Origin of the sequence: Macellibacteroides fermentans (assembly GCF_013409575.1) — a bacterium.
Taxonomy (GTDB): Bacteria; Bacteroidota; Bacteroidia; order Bacteroidales; family Tannerellaceae; genus Macellibacteroides; species Macellibacteroides fermentans.
This window is the reverse complement of sequence record NZ_JACCCY010000003.1, coordinates 17,681-38,072: the sequence shown is the minus strand read 5'-3', so window position 1 is coordinate 38,072 and position 20,392 is coordinate 17,681. Positions and strand designations below refer to the sequence as shown.

Here is a 20,392-nt window from a genome sequence, read left to right as displayed (position 1 = left end):
ATAATCAGAATAAGTCAGCTTCCTTCCATGAATCGACAGATACATCGATGGATAAACCCCTCCCAAAGAGATCTGTCTGGGTACGGTACAGATTGTATCTGTGGGCGATAACCGCTTTCTGTGCTTTTATAGTGTTTGTAATTTATAATTTGTCGGGTGTAAAGAAGCTGCGGATCGATGCCAATAAAATTGGTGTTGCAGAAGTGGAACAGGCCAAGTTTCTGGATTATGTGGATGCAGAGGGGATTGTGCAACCTATTCTTACAATCAAACTCAATGTATTGGAAGCAGGTATGGTACAGCAGTTGGTTGCCGAAGAGGGAGCCATGTTACGAAAAGGAGATACCATTTTAGTGATGAATAATCCGGAGCTGACCCGCATAATTGAAGAGCAGGAAGACGAATGGCAGAAACAACGCATCCTTTATCAGGAGAGAAGGCTGGAAATGGATCAAAAAACAATACTTTTGAAGCAGCAGACCTTGCAAGCCGAATTTGAACTGAACCGGTTGGCGAAGGATTTCCAGTTAGGCGAAGAGGAATTCAGGATGGGTGTTAAAAGTAAGGCTCAGCTTGAGGTGCAACGCGAAGAGTATACTTTCAAGGCGAGAAGTACCGCTTTGTTGATGGATGGACTTAGACAGGACAGTTCTGCTACTTGTCTGCGACGCGAATTGATGGAAAATGATCTGGATCGTGCCCGTAAAAACAGATTGCATGTCGGCAACCGGCTGGATAATTTAGTTGTGCGGGCCCCTATGGATGGTCAGCTTAGTTTTCTGAATGTTACACTCGGACAGCGGGTGGGGCAAGCAGAGAATATAGGAGAAATAAAGGTGATGGACAATTATAAAATAAATACGTTGTTAAGTGAATATTATATTGATCGAATCATGGTGGGACTTCCGGCGTCCGTAACCTATCAGGGAGTGAAATATCCGTTAAAGGTTTCCAAGGTGGTTCCCGAAGTGAAAGATCGTCAGTTTAAGGTAGATATGGTTTTTACCGGAGCGAAACCGGAGAATGTACGTATCGGGAAAAGCTATCGTGTACAGGTGGAATTAGGCTTGCCGGAAACTGCAATAGTGATTCCCCGGGGTGATTTTTATCAATCCACTGGCGGTCACTGGATTTATAAGTTGAATGCGTCCGGAAGTAAAGCCATTCGCACACCTATAACCGTTGGCAGGCAAAATCCCGTACAGTATGAAATACTGAGCGGATTGAGTGCCGGAGACAAAGTGGTGGTGAATGGATATACCCGCTTGGGAGATGTGGAAGAATTAGTAATAAACGAGTAACTATAAACAATAAAATATGATTTTGTACTTTTTAAAAGTTGCATGGAGAAACCTGCTCAAATATAAGGCTCAGTCTGTTATCAGCATCTTAGGCCTGGCAATCGGATTTATGGCTTTTTCGTTTACGATGTCCTGGATTTCCTTCGAATATTCGTACGATTCCTTTACTCCCGATGCCGACCGTATTTATCAGGTGGTGAAGGTGGATCCTAAATTGACCGGTGGTATACAAAATATAACCCCCGAACCGTTAGCCCTCTACCTTGAATCGACCTTCCCGGAGGTTGAGGCAGCTACATCTATCGATATTTCTACATCTGTAGATGAATATAAGGACTTCTTTTATTATAATAATCAAAAAGATTCTATTGCCAATTGTATTCAGATCATTACAGATACTTCGTTTTTTAATGTGTTTTATGCAGAGAACAAGCCACTTATTAACCATCCTATCCCTTCGGATGTATTTTATGCCACAGAATCAATGATGCAACGGCTGAAAGCAGTGGGTGAAGATCCAAATCCTTTTTTTTCCGGATCAATCCCCGATAGAAGCTACCATAGCAATGTACCCTTTGATGTAATACAAATAAGTCCGCGCCGGCCACGTAAAGACAAAGATTGTGACTGGTGTTATTCACACACAATTACATTTCTTAAAGTTAGGGAAGGTGCCGATGTAAATGCATTGGCTAAAAAGATGAGTCAAATCGAAGTCGAAAATTCTCAACAGGGGATAATGTCTTTCAAGCTTATTCCGTTGAGGAAGGCACACTATCAGATACCAAATGAACAGACTGTCATTCAGTTTAATCATTTAAAGATTTTTGCTGCGGTTTCTTTGATGGTAATCTTTTGCGGTCTTTTTAATTATCTTATGCTCTTTGTAAACAGAATAAAAATGAGAGGGAAAGAGCTTGCCCTGCGAAAAGTAAATGGTTCGTCGGACAAACAGCTTCTGATGATGTTGATGACCGAATTCTTGTTGGTTTTGTTTATATCTCTTTTTATAGGAGGCTTGCTGACCGAATGCCTTTACCCCTCATTTTTGAAACTGTCGATGATAGAGGCTCCAAGATCTTATTTTATGCTTGAAGCATTATTGTATGGTTGTTCCATTGCCATCATTTCGATTGTTACAGCATTTTTCCCCATTCGTTTGCTGATGAAGCGAAGTATCAGGGAAAATATCCAACCGGAGACGAAAGTATTTGGAGGAATTCAGAATAGGTTTACGGTGGTAAGCTTGTTGATCCAATTGATATTTGGCGTGTTGTTGCTATTTTGTTCGCTTGTTTTTTATCTGCAGTTACGAAATCTAAATCGTTCGGATATTGGATTTGACAGGTTCAATATTAATACGATTCAGTCCTGGTATGGAGGAATTCCCATAGATGAGATACAGAAAATTAAGGGGGTTGAAGAGGTGATACCGTTTAACCGGATATTTTTACCGCGCGGCGGACGAGCAAGCAGCAAAATTTCGGAGGCAGGCGACAAGAAATTTACTGAAGCAGTGGAGGTTGAAATTGTTAATGTGAATGGTCCGGATTTTACACAATTTTTCTCTATCCCTATTTTGTCCGGAAGGAACCTGCGACAGGGTATAGTGGAAGAGTGCCTGATAAATGAAACTGCCAAACGAGTGCTTGGCTTTGATGATCCGATAGGGAAGAAGCTACAGGATTGGGTTATCGTAGGTGTCATTCCGGATCTGTATATTGATTCGCCGTTATTGCCTGTTCTGCCCTGTGTGTACAGATCTCTGCAGAGTAAAAAGCCGGATAATGGAGGTGTTTCGGGTTTTTATGCTTATAAATATAGTCCGGACAATAGAATTGAAACCGAACAGGCTATTTTAGCTGTATTTGCTAAAAGCGGTGTAACAAAGGGAGTCACCATACTAAATATGGATGATGTTTATACCGATTATACCAAATCGGAACGATACCTGCTTGTATTGTTGGGCCTGATGACCTTAGTAGCCCTCCTGATTGTGACTTTCGGGGTCTATTCCATGATTACATTTTCATGTAATCAACGGAGGAAAGAGATTGCAATCCGCAAAGTAAATGGAGCATGCATCTCAGAGATATTTAGGTTGTTTATCAAACAATACGTTTTTGTAACCGTACTGGCGTGTATTATCGCTTTCCCCATGGGAGTTTATGTGATGCAGCGTTGGTTGGAACAATACGTCTGCCGTATCCATTTGGAGTGGTGGATTTTTGTAAGTGTATTTGGTCTGATTCTTCTGATTGTGCTTGCCGGCATCTTATCAAAGTTATATAAGGCAGCCAGTGAAAACCCGGCGGAAACAGTGAAATCGGTCTGATTCAATACACTCGTAAAAAAGAATGAATAATAATATGTAATTTTACTATCATGATTAAAACAGTAGATTTAAAAAAGATTTTTCGATCGGAAGAGGTTGAAACATGGGCATTGAACGATGTAAACATCGAGATTGCGGAAGGCGAATTTGTGGCTATAATGGGGCCTTCGGGTTGTGGAAAGTCAACCCTGCTTAATATTCTCGGTTTGTTGGACAACCCCTCTTCCGGCTCCTATATACTGAATGGAACAGATGTGTCGTATTTGAAAGAGAGTAATAGAACCGACCTGCGTAAAGGTGTGATAGGATTTGTGTTTCAGAGTTTTAATTTGATTGAAGAGCTCAACGTTTTTGAAAATATAGAATTGCCCTTGCTTTATATGAAGATTCCCGCAAACGAACGGAAAAGGCGCGTGAATGAAGCGATGACCCGTATGGCCATATCGCACCGAAAAAAGCACTTCCCCCAACAGCTTTCGGGTGGTCAGCAACAGCGCGTTGCCATTGCGCGTGCAGTTGTTGCAAATCCCAAATTGATTCTTGCCGATGAGCCCACCGGAAATCTGGATAGTAAAAACGGTGCTGAGGTGATGAATCTGTTGTCCGATTTAAACCGCGAAGGTACTACCATCGTAATGGTTACCCATAGTGAGCACGATGCAGGATATGCTTCGAGGATAATTAATTTATTTGACGGCAGGGTTGTACCCGACACGATTTCCTATTGACACTAATACAAATACTATGTTGAAAACCTTTGTTACTTTAATTTTCCGTAACTGGTGGCGAAATAAAACATTTGCATGTATTGCTATTCTAAGTTTAACGGTTGGCATTGCATTTACGAATATGCTGGTAGCATTTGTTACCCACGAATATAATATCGAATACAGCAATCCTAATAAAGAACGTATCATCTGGACTATGCAGGATCTGCCTTCAAAGCCCGGAGAAAAGGTTGCTTATATGCAATCCGGGATTCCCGACCAATTAAAGGAAAAGTATCCGGAGGTTGAAGATTATTTGCAATTGAATAGTTTACCGGTCAAGTATATTGAAGTTGGTCACCAATCCTTTGATCCAATCGAAATAATAAACGTAAATCCGTCCTTTCCACTGTTCTTCCCGTTTGAACTTCTATACGGATCGTGGAATACCTTTGATAATCCCCGGTCGATTGCCTTAAGTGAAAAACAAGCCGGCAGATTATTTGGAAAGCAGAATGCAATTGGAAAGGAGATCCTTTTGGGGGTGGAAGACTTCGACGGTAAGGTTACAAAACAAGTATATGTTGTAAACGCAGTGGTAAAGGATCGAAGTCAGTCGGCTGTAAACTTCGACGGATTAATTTATGATCCTGAAAGTCTGTGGGGTGGAGCTACCCTTTTATTTATGACTCAAGAAGCTGATTTAAAACGTTTTGAAGCGAAAGTAAATGAGGATAAGATCCAGACATTGGCCGGAGGGAAATACTTTTTTATTACGTTGGATAATGCCTTGTCCACCACTTATAATCAACAGATCCTGAGTTTTTGGCATTGCAGGAAAGACAACTTGCTAATGGTTGGATTGATCTCGGCAATTCTTGTTTTATTTATAGCTGTTTTTAATTACTTAAACATGAGTTTATCTCGTGTAATACAACAGCAGAAGACCTTACAGACGCAAAAGTTAATGGGCGCTACACAGCGTGAGATTCGTATTCAGTTGTTTGGAGATCTCTTTTTTATGGTTATTATCGCCTTCCTGCTTTCATTGTTGCTAATGAATGATTTCCTGCCAATCTTCAATAAGATTGTTTCATCCGGGTTTTCATCCTCCTATTTTTATAGTAAAGAATTTTTTCCTTATACAGTAAGCATCGCATTATTCCTTGCAATTACGGCATCACTGTTTATCAGTTTGAAATTAGGCAGAGTCAATACCGATTATTCAAAAACTTATTTAGTGAAACAAAAGAACAGATGGGTAGGAGTGTTGGTCTCAGTCCAGTTTGTGATAGCCATCGTATTGTTAATAGCCATGTTCACCGCAAACAGTCAGCTGCAGTTATTGGAAAGGGGAGGAGACAGGTACCGTAATGTTGTTGAACTAAACGGAGATAAGAACCGGATGGCATCGTTGAAATCGGCTATTACATCTGTTTCGGGAGTGACGGGTGTCTCTACGTCTGATGTTTCTCTTTTAAATTCATGGATTATGCATGCAGATATGAAAAAAGAAGATGGAGCAGAATTTCAGTCAGCGATATTGCAGTTATCCGGAGATACCGGCTTAATCAGAGTTTTGAAGATTGAACAGATAGCCGGTGAACCATGGATAAACATCCATGATAAATATTCCAACGCTGTTTTTGTAAATAAAGCATTTGTCGATCTAGTGGCTAAATCGACGCAGGATATACTTGGAGAACCTTTGAAGAAATATGTGGATTCTGGTGATACATTATCTGTGATTGCAGGTGTAGTTAGCGATTTCTATATTAACTCGCTGGAAGAAAAAATATTACCTGTAGTAATTACACAATCCAAAACACAAGGAAACGGGACTGCCTCCATGCAAATTCGACTGGATGGCAGTGACAATAATAAAACTATACATGATCTCAATTTACTCTGGCGACAATATCTGCCGGATGAGTATTTTTCTTATACCGAGATGTATGAAACGTTTATTCAGCGTAATGGCAAAATTATTGAGATGACAGCAATGCTTAGGATGTATTCAATTATCAGTGTTATACTTATATGCTTTGGTCTGTTTGGCATATCTTACTACTCTGTTCGCCAACGTACTAAGGAAATCGCTATTCGGAAAATAAACGGAGCAAAGACGTATCAAGTCGTAGGTCTGTTGGTTAAGCCTGTTTTTTTGTGGATTGCTATCAGCTCTATTGTTGCAATCCCTTTGGCCTGTGTAGTATCTGAACGGTGGTTGCAGGAATTTGCTTATCGCATTGATATCTCTGTTTATTCTTGCCTTGGTTCATTACTCTTAGTCTCTGTTGTTTCTCTTGCGTCGGTTAGCGCAATTACATGGAAGTCGGCTTTAAGTAATCCGGTGGATAGTTTAAGGCGGTGAAAAGATATTCAATGCGTAGAAAGCTGCTTATTTGTGAGCTTAGAATCCAATGTTTAGCTATTTTTACAGCTTGTAATGATATTGCGATCTATTGATTCTGTTTTGCCATTATTTATGAATTGCAAATGTGCCAGTTGTGAAATTAATAGACTTGAATATCTGATTCTTTGTGAGAAGTGTGGTAATATAAATTGAGCTCTAAATAGTTAGTAAATGGGAATCGTATTTGAAGAATTTGAAGATCAGCTTGAAAAGTCCGTATTGGAAGAGGGACTTCGATATTATATAGCAGGTCGCGTACAGAGGTTGATTGAACTTGACAATGGAAAATTCAGAACATTTCTACAAGATACGGAACGTATTATCGTTAATTTGACTATTTCCGATAAGAGGGTTGAAAACTATAGCTGCGAATGCCCAGCTAGTAATGGGGTTGTATGTAAACACATTGTAGCCTCTCTTTTTGAAGTTAGAAAAGACTTGCAGGATTATCTTGTTACGTCGAAAACAATGGAGGCAGAAGATGATGCTAATTCTTTACCCGATGAGATTCTGAATGATTATAGGATAGATAGGATTCTTGACGCATTGAATGTAAATGAACTTAAAGATTTTGTTCGGCGTACCTGTACCGATGACCGGGATTTCCGGGCTCTTTTCTTGTCGCAATTTGCTAAAGTTAATGTGCCGGATTCCTCCTCAAAACCGATTTATGCAAATCAAATTAAGAATTTGATTCAAGCTTCTACCGATCGACATGGTTATATGGACTATCGGGAGGTTAAAGAATTCCATTCTGCCCTATCGGAAATTCTTGATATAGCCGCAATGTCTATTAAGAATGGAAATAACAGTCAGGCTTTAACTATAATTTTTTCTGTATTGGAAGAGGTTACCTCTGTGATAATTAATGCAGACGATAGTGATGGTTATCTAATAGGCGCTATTGATGAGGCTTTCGACCTGATTAAAGAGATTATCGAATCCAATTTAGATGAAATACAGCGTGGTGATCTGTTTAATGAGCTGATGATTGCATTTGAGACTGGTAAATTAGATGGATGGGCCTGGCATTTAAACCTTATTGAGTTAGCGATCCAACTTTTTAAAAAACCAGAGGAAAAAGAACGGCTTCGTATTAATATTGAAAGTATTCATCCTACAGGAAATAGTTGGGATAGGAATTATAGAAAAGCTCAGGAGATGATGTACGAATTATTGCTTATGACAGAGAGCGAAGAGGCTATAAATCAATATTTGATAGAAAATGTTTCAAATCCTGATTTTAGAGAAAAATTAGTAAAGCGAGCAATAAACTCTAAAGATTATAAATACGCACTGAAACTATTGAATGATGCCATTGAGCTAGATAAAGAAGAGTCTTTCAGGCGGTGTGATAAATGGAGGAAATATCAGTTAGAAATCTATCGGAAAACCGGAGATATTGAAAATACGATACGATTAGCTCGCTATTTTATATTAGAGGGAAGCTCCGAAGAGGAATCATTTAAAGAGTATTATGATCTTTTAAAGACAACTGTTCCGGGCGACTCGTGGAATGTTTATCTGGAGAAAATGATAGCAGAACTTATTGCAAAAGATTATTGGTATAATTATGAAAAACTGGTTCATATATATGTTTGGGAGAAGTACTGGGATCGTTATCTTGTCCTCTTGCAAAAGAACTTAACCCTTCGTAGGATTGCAGATGCAGAAGAGGATTTAAGTTTATTATATAAAGACCAGCTTATTGATCTTTATGATTCTGAAATACGAGTATTCGTTGAAAAAAATGTGGGAAGGTCTTACTATATTGATGCTTGCCGATATATAATGAATATGAAGAGACTTGGTGGTGACGATGCTGTGAGAAACCTTATTATCGATCTCAAAGCAACATATAAAAACAGAAGAGCATTGCGTGAAGAACTTAATAAGATATACGATACGGGATACTGAATTTATTCATGATCCAATTTGTTCGTGATCCTCCATCTTGATCCAGCGTTATTGAATTTCTTTCAGTATAAAGATAAGATTTCTTTCAGTATAATAAAAGAACATTAGTGGGATATGTTGTTGCAAATTGTTTTCTTTACTAAATGCACTGATAGTCTGACGATGAACACCAATAACACGAGCAATTTCTAGCTGTGAGGTTTTGTTGTGAATCATTCAACGCTAAGATTGAAGCTTTTAAAAGGGTATTTAGAGGGATCAAAGACGAAGCATTCTTTTTATTTAGAGTGTGAAAGTGACATGCATAGCATTGATTCCTAAACTTTTTACGTTGATCCAGATTTTCTTTTGATTTGTCTGAGGGGGAGGGAATAAAAAAAGGAGAGTAAAACTACTCTCCTTCTGTGGGCGTTGACGGATTCGAACCGCCGACCCTCTGCTTGTAAGGCAGATGCTCTGAACCAGCTGAGCTAAACGCCCGAAATGTTTTTTATTTATGAAAGGTGGGCGTTGACGGATTCGAACCGCCGACCCTCTGCTTGTAAGGCAGATGCTCTGAACCAGCTGAGCTAAACGCCCTTTCACAAAATTTTATTTTTGTTGTGTCTTTCTCTTTAAGACGGTGCAAAGATACGGCTTTATTTTATTCCTCCAAACATTTCAGCCAAAAAAATAAAAAAAATACAACTTTACAGGTTTCTCGACAATAATAATTACCTTTGCATCTCTATATTAATAATGTATATGAAATTTTCAACACTGACAGCTATTTCTCCTGTAGATGGACGCTACAGAAACAAAGCCGAGGGTTTAGCGGCCTATTTTTCAGAGTACGCACTTATTAAATACAGAGTGCAGGTAGAAATTGAGTATTTTATTACGCTTGCAGAGTTCTTACCCCAATTGAATTCCACCGTATCTCCATCTCTTAAAGAAGATTTGAGAAAGATTTATACGGACTTTTCGTTGGAAGATGCTGCACGGATCAAAGAGATCGAGAGTGTAACCAACCACGACGTAAAGGCTGTCGAGTATTTTATAAAGGAAAAATTCGATCTGCTGTCTTTGGAAGATTGCAAAGAGTTTATCCATTTTGGCTTAACATCCCAGGATATAAACAATACATCAGTTCCGTTGTCTCTGAAAGATGCCCTCAATGAGGTGTATTATCCTTCATTGCAAGAGGTGATTGATCTGCTTAAACAATATGCTACGCAATGGATGGATATACCAATGTTGGCAAAAACACACGGTCAGCCTGCTTCTCCAACCCGTTTGGGTAAGGAGGTCATGGTTTTTGTTTACCGTCTGGAGCAACAACTGGCGTTATTGAAATCTGTTCCTATTTCTGCCAAGTTCGGTGGTGCAACCGGAAACTTTAATGCTCATCATGTGGCTTATCCCGCATCAGACTGGCGCGCCTTCGGTAACCGGTTTGTAGGAGAGGTGCTGGGGCTTCAAAGGGAAGAGTGGACAACACAGATATCGAACTATGATAATCTTTCGGCAGTGTTTGACGGGATGAAACGTATTAATACGATCCTGATCGACTTGAATCGCGATTTCTGGCAATATATATCCATGGAGTATTTCAAACAGAAGATTAAAGCTGGTGAAGTGGGCTCGTCTGCCATGCCTCATAAAGTTAATCCCATCGATTTTGAAAATGCAGAAGGAAACCTTGGAATGGCTAATGCTATTCTGGAACATTTGTCTGTTAAGCTGCCGGTTTCGCGTTTACAACGCGACCTTACAGACTCTACTGTATTGAGAAATATAGGTGTTCCGATGGCGCATATAGAAATTGCGTTTAAAAGTTTAACAAAAGGCCTCGGTAAGTTGTTATTAAATGAACAAGCTTTGTATCGTGATCTTGATGCCTGTTGGGCAGTGGTTGCCGAAGGTATTCAGACCATCTTGCGTAGAGAAGGTTATCCAAAGCCTTATGAAGCTCTTAAAGCACTTACAAGAACAAACGAAGGTATCACTGCTCAGTCAATTAGTAGTTTTATAGATGAATTAAATGTTAGTGACGAGGTAAAGAATGAATTAAAGGCTATAACGCCGCATAATTATACAGGAGTTTAGTGTTAACAAAGGGCAACCGTGAGGTTGCTAGTAATTACTTATTATTCAATTATATCAAATGAGCACAGAAGAAAGAGATGAATCTCAACCGCGTCCGAGAAAGATAATTCCAAGTATCAGACGGGAAAACACAGACCAGGAAGGTGAAAGAAGACCTTACAATCAGGGTTACAACAGACCTGAGGGAAATAACTATGAACGTAGACCCTATAATCGTCCCGAGCGTGATGATCGTGGAGGTTACAGATCTTACGACAATCGTCCGTCGTATGGAGAAAACTGGAATTCATACGGAAACAACGACCGTCCGTCACGTCCGACTCGTCCTTATGGAGATCGCGACGGAGGCAATGCGCGTCCTTCGTATGGTAATAATCGCCCGTCTTACGGCAACAGAGAAGGAGGTTATAATAAACCCTCATATGGTAATCGTCCTTCATATGGTAACAATGAACGCCCCTCTTATGGTAATAACGATCGTCCGTCTTACGGAAACAATGATCGTCCGTCGTATGGTAACAACGACCGTTCGTATGGAAACCGTCCATCTTACGGAAACAATGACCGTCCGTCGTACGGCAATCGTCCTTCGTATGGCAACAACGACCGTGGCTATGGTAACGAACAACGTCCGTTTAACCGTCCGTTGAGACCTAATTTCGACAACAGACCGTCCAGACCCGTGCCTAATTCGGCTTCGGCAGCAGAGGGTGATACAACGGCAGACGGCATAAAGAAAAGAAGACCGCGTGTAGGTGATACCCGCGTAAATTCGTACGATAACAGAGATAATCGCGGCGGAGGAAGACCTTCATTTGGCGGTAATCGTCCTTCTTATGGTAATAATCGCGGTGGAGGTTATGGTAACCGTCCGCAGCAGAGACGTACTAGCGATTATAATCCGAATGCTAAGTATAACTTCCAGAAGCAGCTTAAGTATAAGGAAGTGCTGGCAGATCCGAACGAACCGATCCGTTTGAATAAGTTCTTGTCTAATGCCGGTGTTTGTTCAAGACGTGAGGCCGACGACTTTATTCAAAATGGTGCAGTAAAGGTAAATGATGTAGTTGTAACCGAGTTGGGTACCAAAATTACACGTGCCGATAAGGTAGAGTTCCAGGATAAGCAGGTTCAGATTGAAAGCAAAGTATATATCGTGCTTAACAAACCAAAGAACTGTGTAACTACGTCTGACGATCCTCAGGAACGTTTAACTGTTATGGATTTGGTTAAGAATGCTTGTCAGGAGCGTATTTATCCTGTAGGACGTCTTGATAGAAACACAACCGGTGTGTTGTTGTTGACTAACGATGGCGACCTGGCTTCCAAACTTACTCATCCTTCTTTCAAAAAGAAGAAGATTTATCATGTTTGGTTGGATAAGAATGTTTCTATTGAAGATATGGAGAAAATTGCAAATGGTATTGAGTTGGAAGATGGAGAAATCCACGCCGATGCAATTAGCTATGCAAGTGAAGAAGATAAAAGCCAGGTGGGTATTGAAATTCACTCAGGCCGTAATCGTATTGTACGTCGTATTTTCGAATCTCTGGGTTATCATGTGGTGAAGTTGGACCGTGTTTATTTTGCCGGTCTCACCAAGAAGAACCTGAGCCGTGGAAAATGGCGTTACCTGAACGAAAGAGAAGTGAATGCACTTCGAATGGGTGCATTTGAATAATATACAGGCATAGCCGGTTTGAGATATAATCGGCTATCTTGTTTAATTACCGTTAGAAAAAAAGAAGAAAATGGAAACCATTGTTAGAACAAAAATTGTAGATGTACTTAAAAGCGAGGCTTTTGGTACGACTGTTAACGTGAAAGGATGGGTACGTACCCGCCGTGGAAGTAAGCAAGTAAGTTTTATAGCTTTGAATGATGGATCTACAATTAATAATGTTCAGATTGTTGTTGATGTTGATCTTTTTGGAGAAGAGTATCTCAAGCCTATAACAACAGGTGCATGTATCAGTGTGAATGGTGAGCTTGTGGAGTCGCAGGGACAAGGACAAAATGCCGAAATTCATGCAAAAGAAATTCTGATCTACGGAACGGCAGATCCTGCAACTTATCCTTTGCAAAAGAAAGGTCATTCGCTTGAGTTTTTAAGAGAAATTGCGCACTTGCGTCCTCGTACAAATACTTTCGGAGCGATATTTCGTATTCGTCACCATATGGCGATTGCTATTCACCGTTTTTTCCATGACAGAGGATTCTTTTATTTTCATACCCCGATTATCACAGCTTCTGATTGTGAAGGAGCGGGACAGATGTTTCAGGTAACTACCCTGAATCTGTATGATTTGAAGAAGAATGAGGAAGGCTCTATTATTTATGACAATGATTTCTTCGGCAAACAGACCAGCCTTACTGTTTCCGGTCAGCTTGAGGGTGAATTGGCTGCCATGTCGTTAGGTTCAATTTATACTTTTGGTCCTACTTTCAGAGCAGAGAATTCAAATACACCCAGACACCTTGCCGAGTTCTGGATGATCGAGCCTGAAGTTGCCTTCAATGAGATTGCAGAGAATATGCAGTTGGCCGAAGACTTCATCAAATATTGTATTCAGTGGGCTTTAGACAATTGCAAAGAGGATATTGAATTCCTTAGCAAGATGTACGATAAAGAGCTTATCGAGCGATTGGAGTTTGTATTGAAGAATAGCTTCGTTCGTTTGACCTATACCGATGGTGTTAAGATATTGGAAGAGGCTGTTGCAAACGGTCATAAGTTCGAATACCCGATCTATTGGGGAGCCGATCTTGCTGCCGAACACGAGCGCTATTTGGTAGAGAATCATTTCAAATCGCCGGTGATCCTTACTGATTATCCAAAAGAAATCAAATCATTCTATATGAAACAGAATGAAGATGGAAAAACGGTACGTGCTATGGATGTACTGTTCCCCAAAATCGGAGAGATTATCGGAGGCTCACAACGTGAGGAAGATTATGAAAAGTTATCCCGCAGAGCAAAAGAAATGGGAGTTCCTGAAAAAGATATCTGGTGGTACATGGATACCCGTAGATTCGGAACTGCTCCTCACTCTGGCTTTGGATTAGGATTTGAACGTTTACTGCTTTTCGTAACCGGAATGACGAATATCAGAGATGTTATTCCTTTCCCCCGTACGCCAAAAACAGCAGAATTTTAATTCAGACTTACATCTGGTGTAACATAAAAAGGTCCGGCTATCCTGTGATAACCGGACCTTTTCTATTTAATCTTCGTAATCTATTTCGATGGGGATCTGTCGTTTGAAGGCCTCTTTAAAGGATATTAAAGTCTCCGTACGAGCCAGACCCAGCGGTTGGAGCTTGTTGTGAATAATGTTTAGCAGGTGCTGATTGTTTTTAGCATATATCTTGATAAACAAGTCATACTGTCCTGTAGTGTAGTGACATTCTACAACTTCAGGTATTTGTTTAAGAGCTTCTGTAACCGATGGGAATTGTCCGGGTGTTTTCAGGTAAAGTCCCATGTAAGCGCAAGTCTCGTAACCAACCTTTGTGTTGTCAACAATAAATTCAGACCCTTTTATAACTCCCAGGTTTGTGAGCTTCTGTATCCTTTGATGTATAGCTGCACCGGATACATTACATTCTCTGGCGACTTCCAAAAAAGGCATACGTGCATTGCCAATAATTAGTTTTAATATTTTTTCGTCAAGTTCGCCAAGTTGATGATGTGCCATATTGTTGTATATTTGTCTGAATTGAAAACTGTTTCTTACATTTTAATACAAAAGTAAAGAAATTTCTGTTAGTATTTATATTTTGTGTGAAAATAAATTTATATTGATATCTTTTGTTGTTGAAAAATTAATTAAACCTGGAATGAGTGATTCGAGTCTTATAGTTTGTAAGTATTTGCCGGATTCTAATGAAGAAATAGTAAGGCAGGTAGAGTTGACGTATAATGATGCTTTTCCGCTTGTAGAACGTCGGGATTTTGTTGATGTGGTCTATTTGCTTCGTAGTGAAAAAAGATTTAATTTGGAGCTTATAATGCATTCAGATAAATATGTGGGTTTTATTACCTGGTGGGATTTTGACTCATTTGTTTATATAGAGCATTTTGCTATTGACGAAAAGCATCGCAACGGGGGATATGGTGGTAAGGCTTTGTCGCTGTTTCTGCAGAATTTAAAAAGAATGGTTGTTCTGGAAGTCGAACCTCCTCTGGATAGGATTAAAATCAGCCGGATTTCATTCTATAAAAGAAATGGTTTTCATTACCATTCGTTCCCTTATAAGCAACCCCCATACAGGCCCCAAGATCCAATGTTACCAATGGCATTTATGACTTTCGGTTACGATGATTCAATCGATCTCGAAACAATTAAACAGACTATATATAAACATGTATATAGATGGAGTTAATAAAAAAAGAGCCGGATTTTAAAATCCGGCTCTTTTCTATAATATAATACTTCTCTTTTAGTCTACTTTCAAACCTGCAGAGTAGTTGATCTTTAATGCATATGCTTCACGAAGAGCCTGTTTTACATCTGTGATAACACCCATTTTTGTTTCTTTGTCTGCCTTAATAGACACTGTCATAAAGGGGGCATCCTCTTCTTTCATACTTGACTTTTCCTGAGCAATGTAATCCTGAATTTCCGATGTTTCAGCAAACTGATCATTTAACTGAATACGTGTTTCAGAACCTAATTTTCCTCTCAATTCCTGAGTGGGTTTTCCAACATAAATAAATGTTACCAATGACTTTTTTTCCAGCTTTTGAAGCTCAGTTGCTTGTGGAGCCTTAAATACCACTTTCAAAGTTACTTCACGCATTGATGTTACCATCATGATAAAGAACAAGAAAGCAAATACTAAGTCAGGTAATGATGATGTATTCAATTCAGGCATCTCGCGACCGCCTGCGTTACTAAACTTTCCCATTACTTTTTATCTCCATAATTTTTAGGCTCTGCTTCAGATATCTTTTGTGGATAAATCTGAATTACAGCGTCTTGTTGTTCTTCTGTCAAAGCTTCAAATAACTTTCCAAACTTTTCTTTGGATATCTCATTTCTTAATTCGTTATAAGCTCTCGCCAACTCATTTTGAACATCGATATATGCTTGATACTCTGTTCCACGGTCATTCTGCAAGGATATGATGTGGTTCTTAGTAATCATTACTTTTCCAAAGAATGGAACATCTTCTTCAACCTTTTCCGGTTTATGCTCATCGTTAAAAGGATTCTGAACGAATTCTTTAACAAGGTCTTTCAATTGCTTGATATCGACGTATTGATCGCCGCAAAGAATTTGGTTGTTACTGTTAATCAGTACTACAAGCAGATTTCTTTTTTTAATATCAACATCCTGGTCCTTTTGTTCTTTGGGTACTGGAGGTGGCAAACGTCTTGCCAAACCACGGTCTGTATCCATTGAAGTAGTAATAAGGAAAAAGATAAGCAACATGAAAGCGATGTCGGCAGATGAAGAGCTGTTAATTGATGGAGCTTTTCTTTTTCTTCTAGCCATACTGTTTTTGTTGTTTATTAATTCTTATTACTAATTTATCTACTTAAAACTTTCTTGATTGAAAAATAAGATAATGAAACCAAGATTAATGCAATCAAAATATAAGTGGTAAATAACCACATATCTGTTAGTTTCAACCAGAAATCAGTATTATGTTCTCCATCATATCCTACAAGATTAAGAAGAGTTCCGTCTCCCATAGAATAAGATATGATAAGAATTGCAGCTGATACAGCTAAAATTCCTAAAGGCATAATAGCCGATTTTGGATCATGTTGTACAAGAGATGCTATGTCCCACAATGCAAATACTGCTAAAGCTACCAATGTAGCTGCAAAAATTGCATAAATCCAATTTAAAAGCAAGCTTGTATATACAGGTTCTACCATTTCAGCTGCAGGATCTACAACCCCACCAAAATAGTAAATCCCCAAAACAAGAAGGGATATTAGCGATACAGCTAATAACGTCCAGCTTGATGTTTTTCTAATTTTAGTAACTGACATGGTTTAATTATTTTTTGAATTTTAAGTTGTATTTAATAACAAGGTCAATCAAAGTGATTGATGCATCTTCCATCTTGTTCAAAATACCTTCCAATTTGCTCAACAAATAGTTGTAGAATACCTGAAGAATCAAAGCAACGATAAGACCACCGATTGTTGTGATCAAAGCCACTTTCATACCACCTGCTACAACCGTTGGGCTGATATCACCTACTTGTTGGATTTTATCGAAAGCCATAACCATACCTACTACTGTACCCAAGAAACCTAATGATGGAGCCATAGCAATAAACAATGTAATCCAAGAAAGGTTCTTTTCAAGCAAACCACCTTGTACACCACCGTATGAAATGATTGACTTTTCAACGATATCAACACCTTGGTCGATTCTCATTAATCCTTGATAAGCAATAGACGCAATTGGTCCTCTTGTTTCACGAGCAATTGTTTTTGCACCTTCTACATCACCTTTTTCAAGAGCTTCTTCGATTTTCTTAAGTAATTTTGAAGGGTTTGTATCAGCTAAACTAAGATAGATAATTCTTTCCAAGCTAAAAGCCAAACCAAAGATAAGAGCGATAGCAACCAAGCTCATAAAGTCGGCACCACCTTCAATAAATTTTGTTTTTAAAGCCTTGTGGATACCACCTTCAACAGCTGACTGGTCAGCAGCTTGTTCAGTCTGAGGAGCAGCTTCATCCTGCGCCATTGCTGCATTAGAGATACCCAGGGTAAATAAACCCAAGAATGCGATAATTGCAAATAACTTCTTCATTGTGTGTTTAATTTTTAAGATTAATAATTCTCTTATTTATTTTTGTTTTTGTTTTTAATAATTCATGATATTATGCGGAGAGAGCGGGATTCGAACCCGCGATACGCTTTAGGCGTATACACGCTTTCCAGGCGTGCCTCTTCAACCACTCGAGCATCTCTCCAATACAAACGCAAGCTCCCTATCCTCAAAACGAGCGCAAATTACAAAAAAAATCTCATCTGCAAATGAATGAGCGCACAAATCTAAAGTTTTTGCTTGATATATCAACAACATTGAGGGCAATAATTTTAAATAAGCCCTCAAAATAAATCAGAGCCATTATTTATTAACTATTTTAAATAATTCCAATGTGTTGTTTCTGGTAATTTCTACAGTTTCTTTAACACTTAATCCAAAAATCTCTGCAATTTTTTCGGCTGTCTTCCAAATGTATATTGGAAGATTGGTTTTTCCTCTGTAGGGTACCGGAGGCAAATAGGGTGCATCTGTTTCTAATACAATTTTATCTATAGAGGTTCTTTTTAAGACTTCCCGTAATGTGGAATTTTTATAGGTTACCACTCCATTGATGCCAATTTTAAAGTTATTTAACTCCAGAACGGCGTCTAACTCTTTTTCATTTCCGGTGAAGCTGTGAAATACCCCGCTCAGCTTGTCGTTACCAACATTGTGGATACATTGTAAAACTTCGGGAAATGCTTCTCTTGTATGTATCGCTACCGGTAAATTCATTTTTACAGCCCAACGCAGCTGCTCCTCAAAAACAATTTCTTGTTCTTTCAGGTAGGTTTTATCCCAGTAGAGATCTATTCCTATTTCTCCAATCGCACAGTATTCTCTTATCTCTAATAAAGACTGAATTTGTTCCAATTCTTTTTCATAGTTGCAATCAACACTAGTTGGATGAAGCCCCATCATAGGAAATACAAAGCCGGTATAAGCGTCGCAGAGAGAAAACATGCGATCAATTGATGTCGAATCAATATTGGGAAGTAATATCTTATCTATCCCGGATTCTATAGCTTCATGAATCAAAAGATCTCTGTTTTCATCAAACTCTTCAGCATATAAGTGGCTGTGGGTATCTATCAGATTCATACCTCTCTAAACATAAGATTGTTGGCAACCTCTTTTAGAATTACTTTTTTAGATGATTCTGCGCTTATCGATTCAAGTGCTTCCATCCCTTTTGCAAAGAAATCCTGTATTTTTTCTTCTGTGAGTTTGCGGATTCCCATCTTATCATATAGTTGGGTAATGGCTGAAATTTTTTCTGAAGCAATAAATTCCCGGCTGTTCATCCATCTGTTTAACTCATCCAACTGATTCGTGTTTGCAAGTTTATAGGCATTCGTTAGTAAAAACGTTTTTTTATTACATAAGATATCACCCCCTATGTTTTTGCCAAATGTTTCCGGGTTGCCATATACATCCAGCAGATCATCCTGAAGTTGAAAAGCCAGACCGATTTGAATTCCAAAATCATAAAGAAGAGATGCGTCTTTCTCTGAAGCTCCTCCGATTATCGCCCCAAGTTTTAAGCTGCAAGCAAGTAGAACAGCTGTTTTAAGCCGGATCATTTCGATATATTCTGCTACTGTAACATCGTCTCTTGTTTCAAATTCCATGTCCAGCTGCTGACCTTCGCAGATTTCGAGAGCCGTTTTTGAAAATAAGTTTATTACCTCACTTAATTTTTTTGAAGGTGCTTCGGCAATCAGCTGGTATGCATAGATCATCATGGCATCTCCAGACAAGATTGCCGTATTTGCATTCCATACTTTATGTACGGTAGGCCTGTTTCTTCTTTTATCAGCCTGATCCATCAGATCGTCATGCAGCAAAGTGAAGTTATGGAATACCTCGATGCCCAGAGCTGGTAGTATTGCTTTATCAACATCTTCGTCAAATAGGTTGCAGGCAAGAAGTGTAAGTGCCGGCCTGATTCGCTTTCCCCCTATCTCAAGAATATATTCAATCGGTGCATATAAGGATTGAGGGTGTCTGGAAAAACGAAGTTGGGATACTTCATTTTCTATTCTATTAAGTGTTTCTTTAAATGAATACATGACTGATTATTTGAAATGAAAAAGGCTGCAGAACGAACGCAGCCTTTTTTATATTTATAAAACTAAAGTACTATTGAAGTCTGAAAGTAATAGGCACTGTATACTTAACACGTACAGGTTTTCCTCTTTGCTTTCCAGGAGACCATTTAGGCATCGTGTTGATTACGCGAAGAGCCTCTTTATCCAAAGATGGGTCTACACCACGAAGCACTTCTGCATCTACGATAGAACCGTCTCTGTTTACAACGAATGCACAAATTACACGACCTTGAATACCGTTTTCCTGTGCTATAACCGGATATTTGATAGATTTAGCAAGGAACTGTAGCAATGCAGCGTCACCACCAGGGAACTGAGGCATAGTTTCTACAACAGTAAAGATAGGCTGTGAAGATTCTTCTTCTTCTTCTACAACTTTAGGTGCAACATAGGTTTGTGTCTGAGCTGCTTTCTGGTTATCTTCAGAAGTTACAATATCTTGTTGTTCAAGATCCACATCATCTTCCACAACGTTCAATACTTCGGTTACAACCGGAGCAGGGGGAGGAGGAGGAGGAGGAGGAGTGTTTTCCGGACGAGTAATTTCAATCTGCTCCTCTGCAATAACATCAGCAACACCTTGATCTTGTGCAACCTTTACATCTCTGTTACTCCATTCGAATGCAACGAACAGAATAGCAAGGCCAACAACCATACCCATTAGCAGGGATGTCATTTTGCCTTTTTCCAGGTCTGCTTTCGGTGATTTTTTGATTTCCATACGTTTATAATGTT

At 39.2% G+C, this 20,392-nt stretch carries 17 protein-coding genes and 3 tRNA genes; 9 read left to right on the top strand and 11 right to left on the bottom strand.

Annotation, left to right across the window (positions count from 1 at the left end):
- Window positions 1-47: 47 nt before the first annotated feature.
- The 5 genes from F5613_RS09525 to F5613_RS09505 all read left to right on the top strand — a co-directional run bounded on the left by F5613_RS09525 (window position 48) and on the right by F5613_RS09505 (window position 8,676).
- Window positions 48-1,301 carry an efflux RND transporter periplasmic adaptor subunit gene (locus F5613_RS09525; protein ID WP_179400012.1) on the top strand — a complete coding sequence of 418 codons (1,254 nt, stop codon included), beginning with the start codon at window positions 48-50 and terminating at the stop codon, window positions 1,299-1,301.
- Window positions 1,302-1,317: 16 nt separating this feature from the next.
- Window positions 1,318-3,636: an ABC transporter permease gene (locus tag F5613_RS09520; protein WP_179399595.1), complete on the top strand. Its 2,319-nt coding sequence runs from the start codon at window positions 1,318-1,320 to the stop codon at window positions 3,634-3,636.
- A 50-nt stretch (window positions 3,637-3,686) separates the two neighbouring features.
- On the top strand, window positions 3,687-4,364 hold the full coding sequence (locus F5613_RS09515; protein WP_179399594.1) for an ABC transporter ATP-binding protein: 678 nt from the start codon (window positions 3,687-3,689) through the stop codon (window positions 4,362-4,364).
- Window positions 4,365-4,380: 16 nt separating this feature from the next.
- Window positions 4,381-6,717, top strand: coding sequence for an ABC transporter permease (locus F5613_RS09510; protein WP_179399593.1), 2,337 nt, complete (start codon window positions 4,381-4,383; stop codon window positions 6,715-6,717).
- Between the two features lie 213 nt (window positions 6,718-6,930).
- Entirely contained in the window at window positions 6,931-8,676 is a 1,746-nt protein-coding gene (locus F5613_RS09505; protein WP_179399592.1) for an SWIM zinc finger family protein, read from the top strand.
- A gap of 405 nt (window positions 8,677-9,081) precedes the next feature.
- Here the strand turns inward: F5613_RS09505 and F5613_RS09500 are convergent.
- A tRNA-Val gene (locus F5613_RS09500) sits at window positions 9,082-9,156 on the bottom strand.
- A gap of 24 nt (window positions 9,157-9,180) precedes the next feature.
- Window positions 9,181-9,255, bottom strand: a tRNA-Val gene (locus tag F5613_RS09495).
- A 165-nt stretch (window positions 9,256-9,420) separates the two neighbouring features.
- Between F5613_RS09495 and purB the strand changes: the two genes are divergently transcribed.
- The 3 genes from purB (at window position 9,421) to asnS (ending at window position 13,922) form a co-directional block, all read left to right on the top strand.
- On the top strand, window positions 9,421-10,764 hold the full coding sequence (gene purB / locus F5613_RS09490) for an adenylosuccinate lyase (protein ID WP_079683760.1): 1,344 nt from the start codon (window positions 9,421-9,423) through the stop codon (window positions 10,762-10,764).
- 58 nt (window positions 10,765-10,822) lie between these two features.
- Window positions 10,823-12,445: a pseudouridine synthase gene (locus F5613_RS09485; RefSeq protein ID WP_179399591.1), complete on the top strand. Its 1,623-nt coding sequence runs from the start codon at window positions 10,823-10,825 to the stop codon at window positions 12,443-12,445.
- A 70-nt stretch (window positions 12,446-12,515) separates the two neighbouring features.
- Entirely contained in the window at window positions 12,516-13,922 is a 1,407-nt protein-coding gene (gene asnS, locus F5613_RS09480; protein WP_079683694.1) for an asparagine--tRNA ligase, read from the top strand.
- 66 nt (window positions 13,923-13,988) lie between these two features.
- On the opposite strand, the gene F5613_RS09475 is transcribed toward asnS, so the two are convergent.
- The gene (locus tag F5613_RS09475; RefSeq protein WP_179399590.1) at window positions 13,989-14,462 is read right to left on the bottom strand and encodes an Lrp/AsnC family transcriptional regulator; all 474 of its coding nucleotides are present in this window, start codon (window positions 14,460-14,462) and stop codon (window positions 13,989-13,991) included.
- A 142-nt stretch (window positions 14,463-14,604) separates the two neighbouring features.
- Here F5613_RS09475 and F5613_RS09470 point away from each other — a divergent pair, with 142 nt between their 5' ends.
- A complete protein-coding gene (locus F5613_RS09470; protein ID WP_179399589.1) occupies window positions 14,605-15,150 on the top strand; it encodes a GNAT family N-acetyltransferase in 546 nt (181 codons plus the stop codon).
- A 57-nt stretch (window positions 15,151-15,207) separates the two neighbouring features.
- On the opposite strand, the gene F5613_RS09465 is transcribed toward F5613_RS09470, so the two are convergent.
- From F5613_RS09465 to F5613_RS09430, 8 genes are all read right to left on the bottom strand, one after another.
- Window positions 15,208-15,675 (bottom strand): ExbD/TolR family protein, encoded by a 468-nt coding sequence (locus F5613_RS09465; RefSeq protein WP_179399588.1) that lies wholly within the window; start codon window positions 15,673-15,675, stop codon window positions 15,208-15,210.
- The gene (locus F5613_RS09460) at window positions 15,675-16,265 is read right to left on the bottom strand and encodes a biopolymer transporter ExbD (RefSeq protein ID WP_179399587.1); all 591 of its coding nucleotides are present in this window, start codon (window positions 16,263-16,265) and stop codon (window positions 15,675-15,677) included. Before F5613_RS09460 ends, F5613_RS09465 begins: the two co-directional genes overlap by 1 nt.
- Window positions 16,266-16,300: 35 nt before the next feature.
- Window positions 16,301-16,771, bottom strand: coding sequence for a hypothetical protein (locus F5613_RS09455; RefSeq protein ID WP_179399586.1), 471 nt, complete (start codon window positions 16,769-16,771; stop codon window positions 16,301-16,303).
- A gap of 7 nt (window positions 16,772-16,778) precedes the next feature.
- Complete coding sequence (locus F5613_RS09450; protein WP_179399585.1) at window positions 16,779-17,546, bottom strand: MotA/TolQ/ExbB proton channel family protein; 768 nt, start codon at window positions 17,544-17,546, stop codon at window positions 16,779-16,781.
- Between the two features lie 75 nt (window positions 17,547-17,621).
- Window positions 17,622-17,709 (bottom strand) — tRNA-Ser (locus F5613_RS09445).
- Window positions 17,710-17,867: 158 nt separating this feature from the next.
- Complete coding sequence (locus F5613_RS09440; RefSeq protein WP_179399584.1) at window positions 17,868-18,647, bottom strand: TatD family hydrolase; 780 nt, start codon at window positions 18,645-18,647, stop codon at window positions 17,868-17,870.
- A complete protein-coding gene (locus tag F5613_RS09435) occupies window positions 18,644-19,618 on the bottom strand; it encodes a polyprenyl synthetase family protein (RefSeq protein ID WP_179399583.1) in 975 nt (324 codons plus the stop codon). The genes F5613_RS09440 and F5613_RS09435 overlap by 4 nt, the downstream gene beginning before the upstream one ends.
- 70 nt (window positions 19,619-19,688) lie before the next feature.
- Window positions 19,689-20,378: an energy transducer TonB gene (locus F5613_RS09430; protein WP_179399582.1), complete on the bottom strand. Its 690-nt coding sequence runs from the start codon at window positions 20,376-20,378 to the stop codon at window positions 19,689-19,691.
- Window positions 20,379-20,392 lie beyond the last annotated feature (14 nt).

What these genes read in the sequence shown, in the direction of transcription:
- F5613_RS09510 (WP_179399593.1), top strand. Translation starts at nt 4,381, where the DNA reads ATGTTGAAAACCTTTGTTACTTTAATTTTCCGTAACTGGTGGCGAAAT.
- asnS (WP_079683694.1), top strand. Translation starts at nt 12,516, where the DNA reads ATGGAAACCATTGTTAGAACAAAAATTGTAGATGTACTTAAAAGCGAG.
- purB (WP_079683760.1), top strand. Translation starts at nt 9,421, where the DNA reads ATGAAATTTTCAACACTGACAGCTATTTCTCCTGTAGATGGACGCTAC.
- F5613_RS09485 (WP_179399591.1), top strand. Translation starts at nt 10,823, where the DNA reads ATGAGCACAGAAGAAAGAGATGAATCTCAACCGCGTCCGAGAAAGATA.
- F5613_RS09505 (WP_179399592.1), top strand. Translation starts at nt 6,931, where the DNA reads ATGGGAATCGTATTTGAAGAATTTGAAGATCAGCTTGAAAAGTCCGTA.
- F5613_RS09460 (WP_179399587.1), bottom strand. Translation starts at nt 16,265, where the DNA reads ATGGCTAGAAGAAAAAGAAAAGCTCCATCAATTAACAGCTCTTCATCT.
- F5613_RS09520 (WP_179399595.1), top strand. Translation starts at nt 1,318, where the DNA reads ATGATTTTGTACTTTTTAAAAGTTGCATGGAGAAACCTGCTCAAATAT.
- F5613_RS09465 (WP_179399588.1), bottom strand. Translation starts at nt 15,675, where the DNA reads ATGGGAAAGTTTAGTAACGCAGGCGGTCGCGAGATGCCTGAATTGAAT.
- F5613_RS09455 (WP_179399586.1), bottom strand. Translation starts at nt 16,771, where the DNA reads ATGTCAGTTACTAAAATTAGAAAAACATCAAGCTGGACGTTATTAGCT.
- F5613_RS09430 (WP_179399582.1), bottom strand. Translation starts at nt 20,378, where the DNA reads ATGGAAATCAAAAAATCACCGAAAGCAGACCTGGAAAAAGGCAAAATG.
- F5613_RS09440 (WP_179399584.1), bottom strand. Translation starts at nt 18,647, where the DNA reads ATGAATCTGATAGATACCCACAGCCACTTATATGCTGAAGAGTTTGAT.
- F5613_RS09475 (WP_179399590.1), bottom strand. Translation starts at nt 14,462, where the DNA reads ATGGCACATCATCAACTTGGCGAACTTGACGAAAAAATATTAAAACTA.
- F5613_RS09450 (WP_179399585.1), bottom strand. Translation starts at nt 17,546, where the DNA reads ATGAAGAAGTTATTTGCAATTATCGCATTCTTGGGTTTATTTACCCTG.
- F5613_RS09470 (WP_179399589.1), top strand. Translation starts at nt 14,605, where the DNA reads ATGAGTGATTCGAGTCTTATAGTTTGTAAGTATTTGCCGGATTCTAAT.
- F5613_RS09435 (WP_179399583.1), bottom strand. Translation starts at nt 19,618, where the DNA reads ATGTATTCATTTAAAGAAACACTTAATAGAATAGAAAATGAAGTATCC.
- F5613_RS09515 (WP_179399594.1), top strand. Translation starts at nt 3,687, where the DNA reads ATGATTAAAACAGTAGATTTAAAAAAGATTTTTCGATCGGAAGAGGTT.
- F5613_RS09525 (WP_179400012.1), top strand. Translation starts at nt 48, where the DNA reads ATGGATAAACCCCTCCCAAAGAGATCTGTCTGGGTACGGTACAGATTG.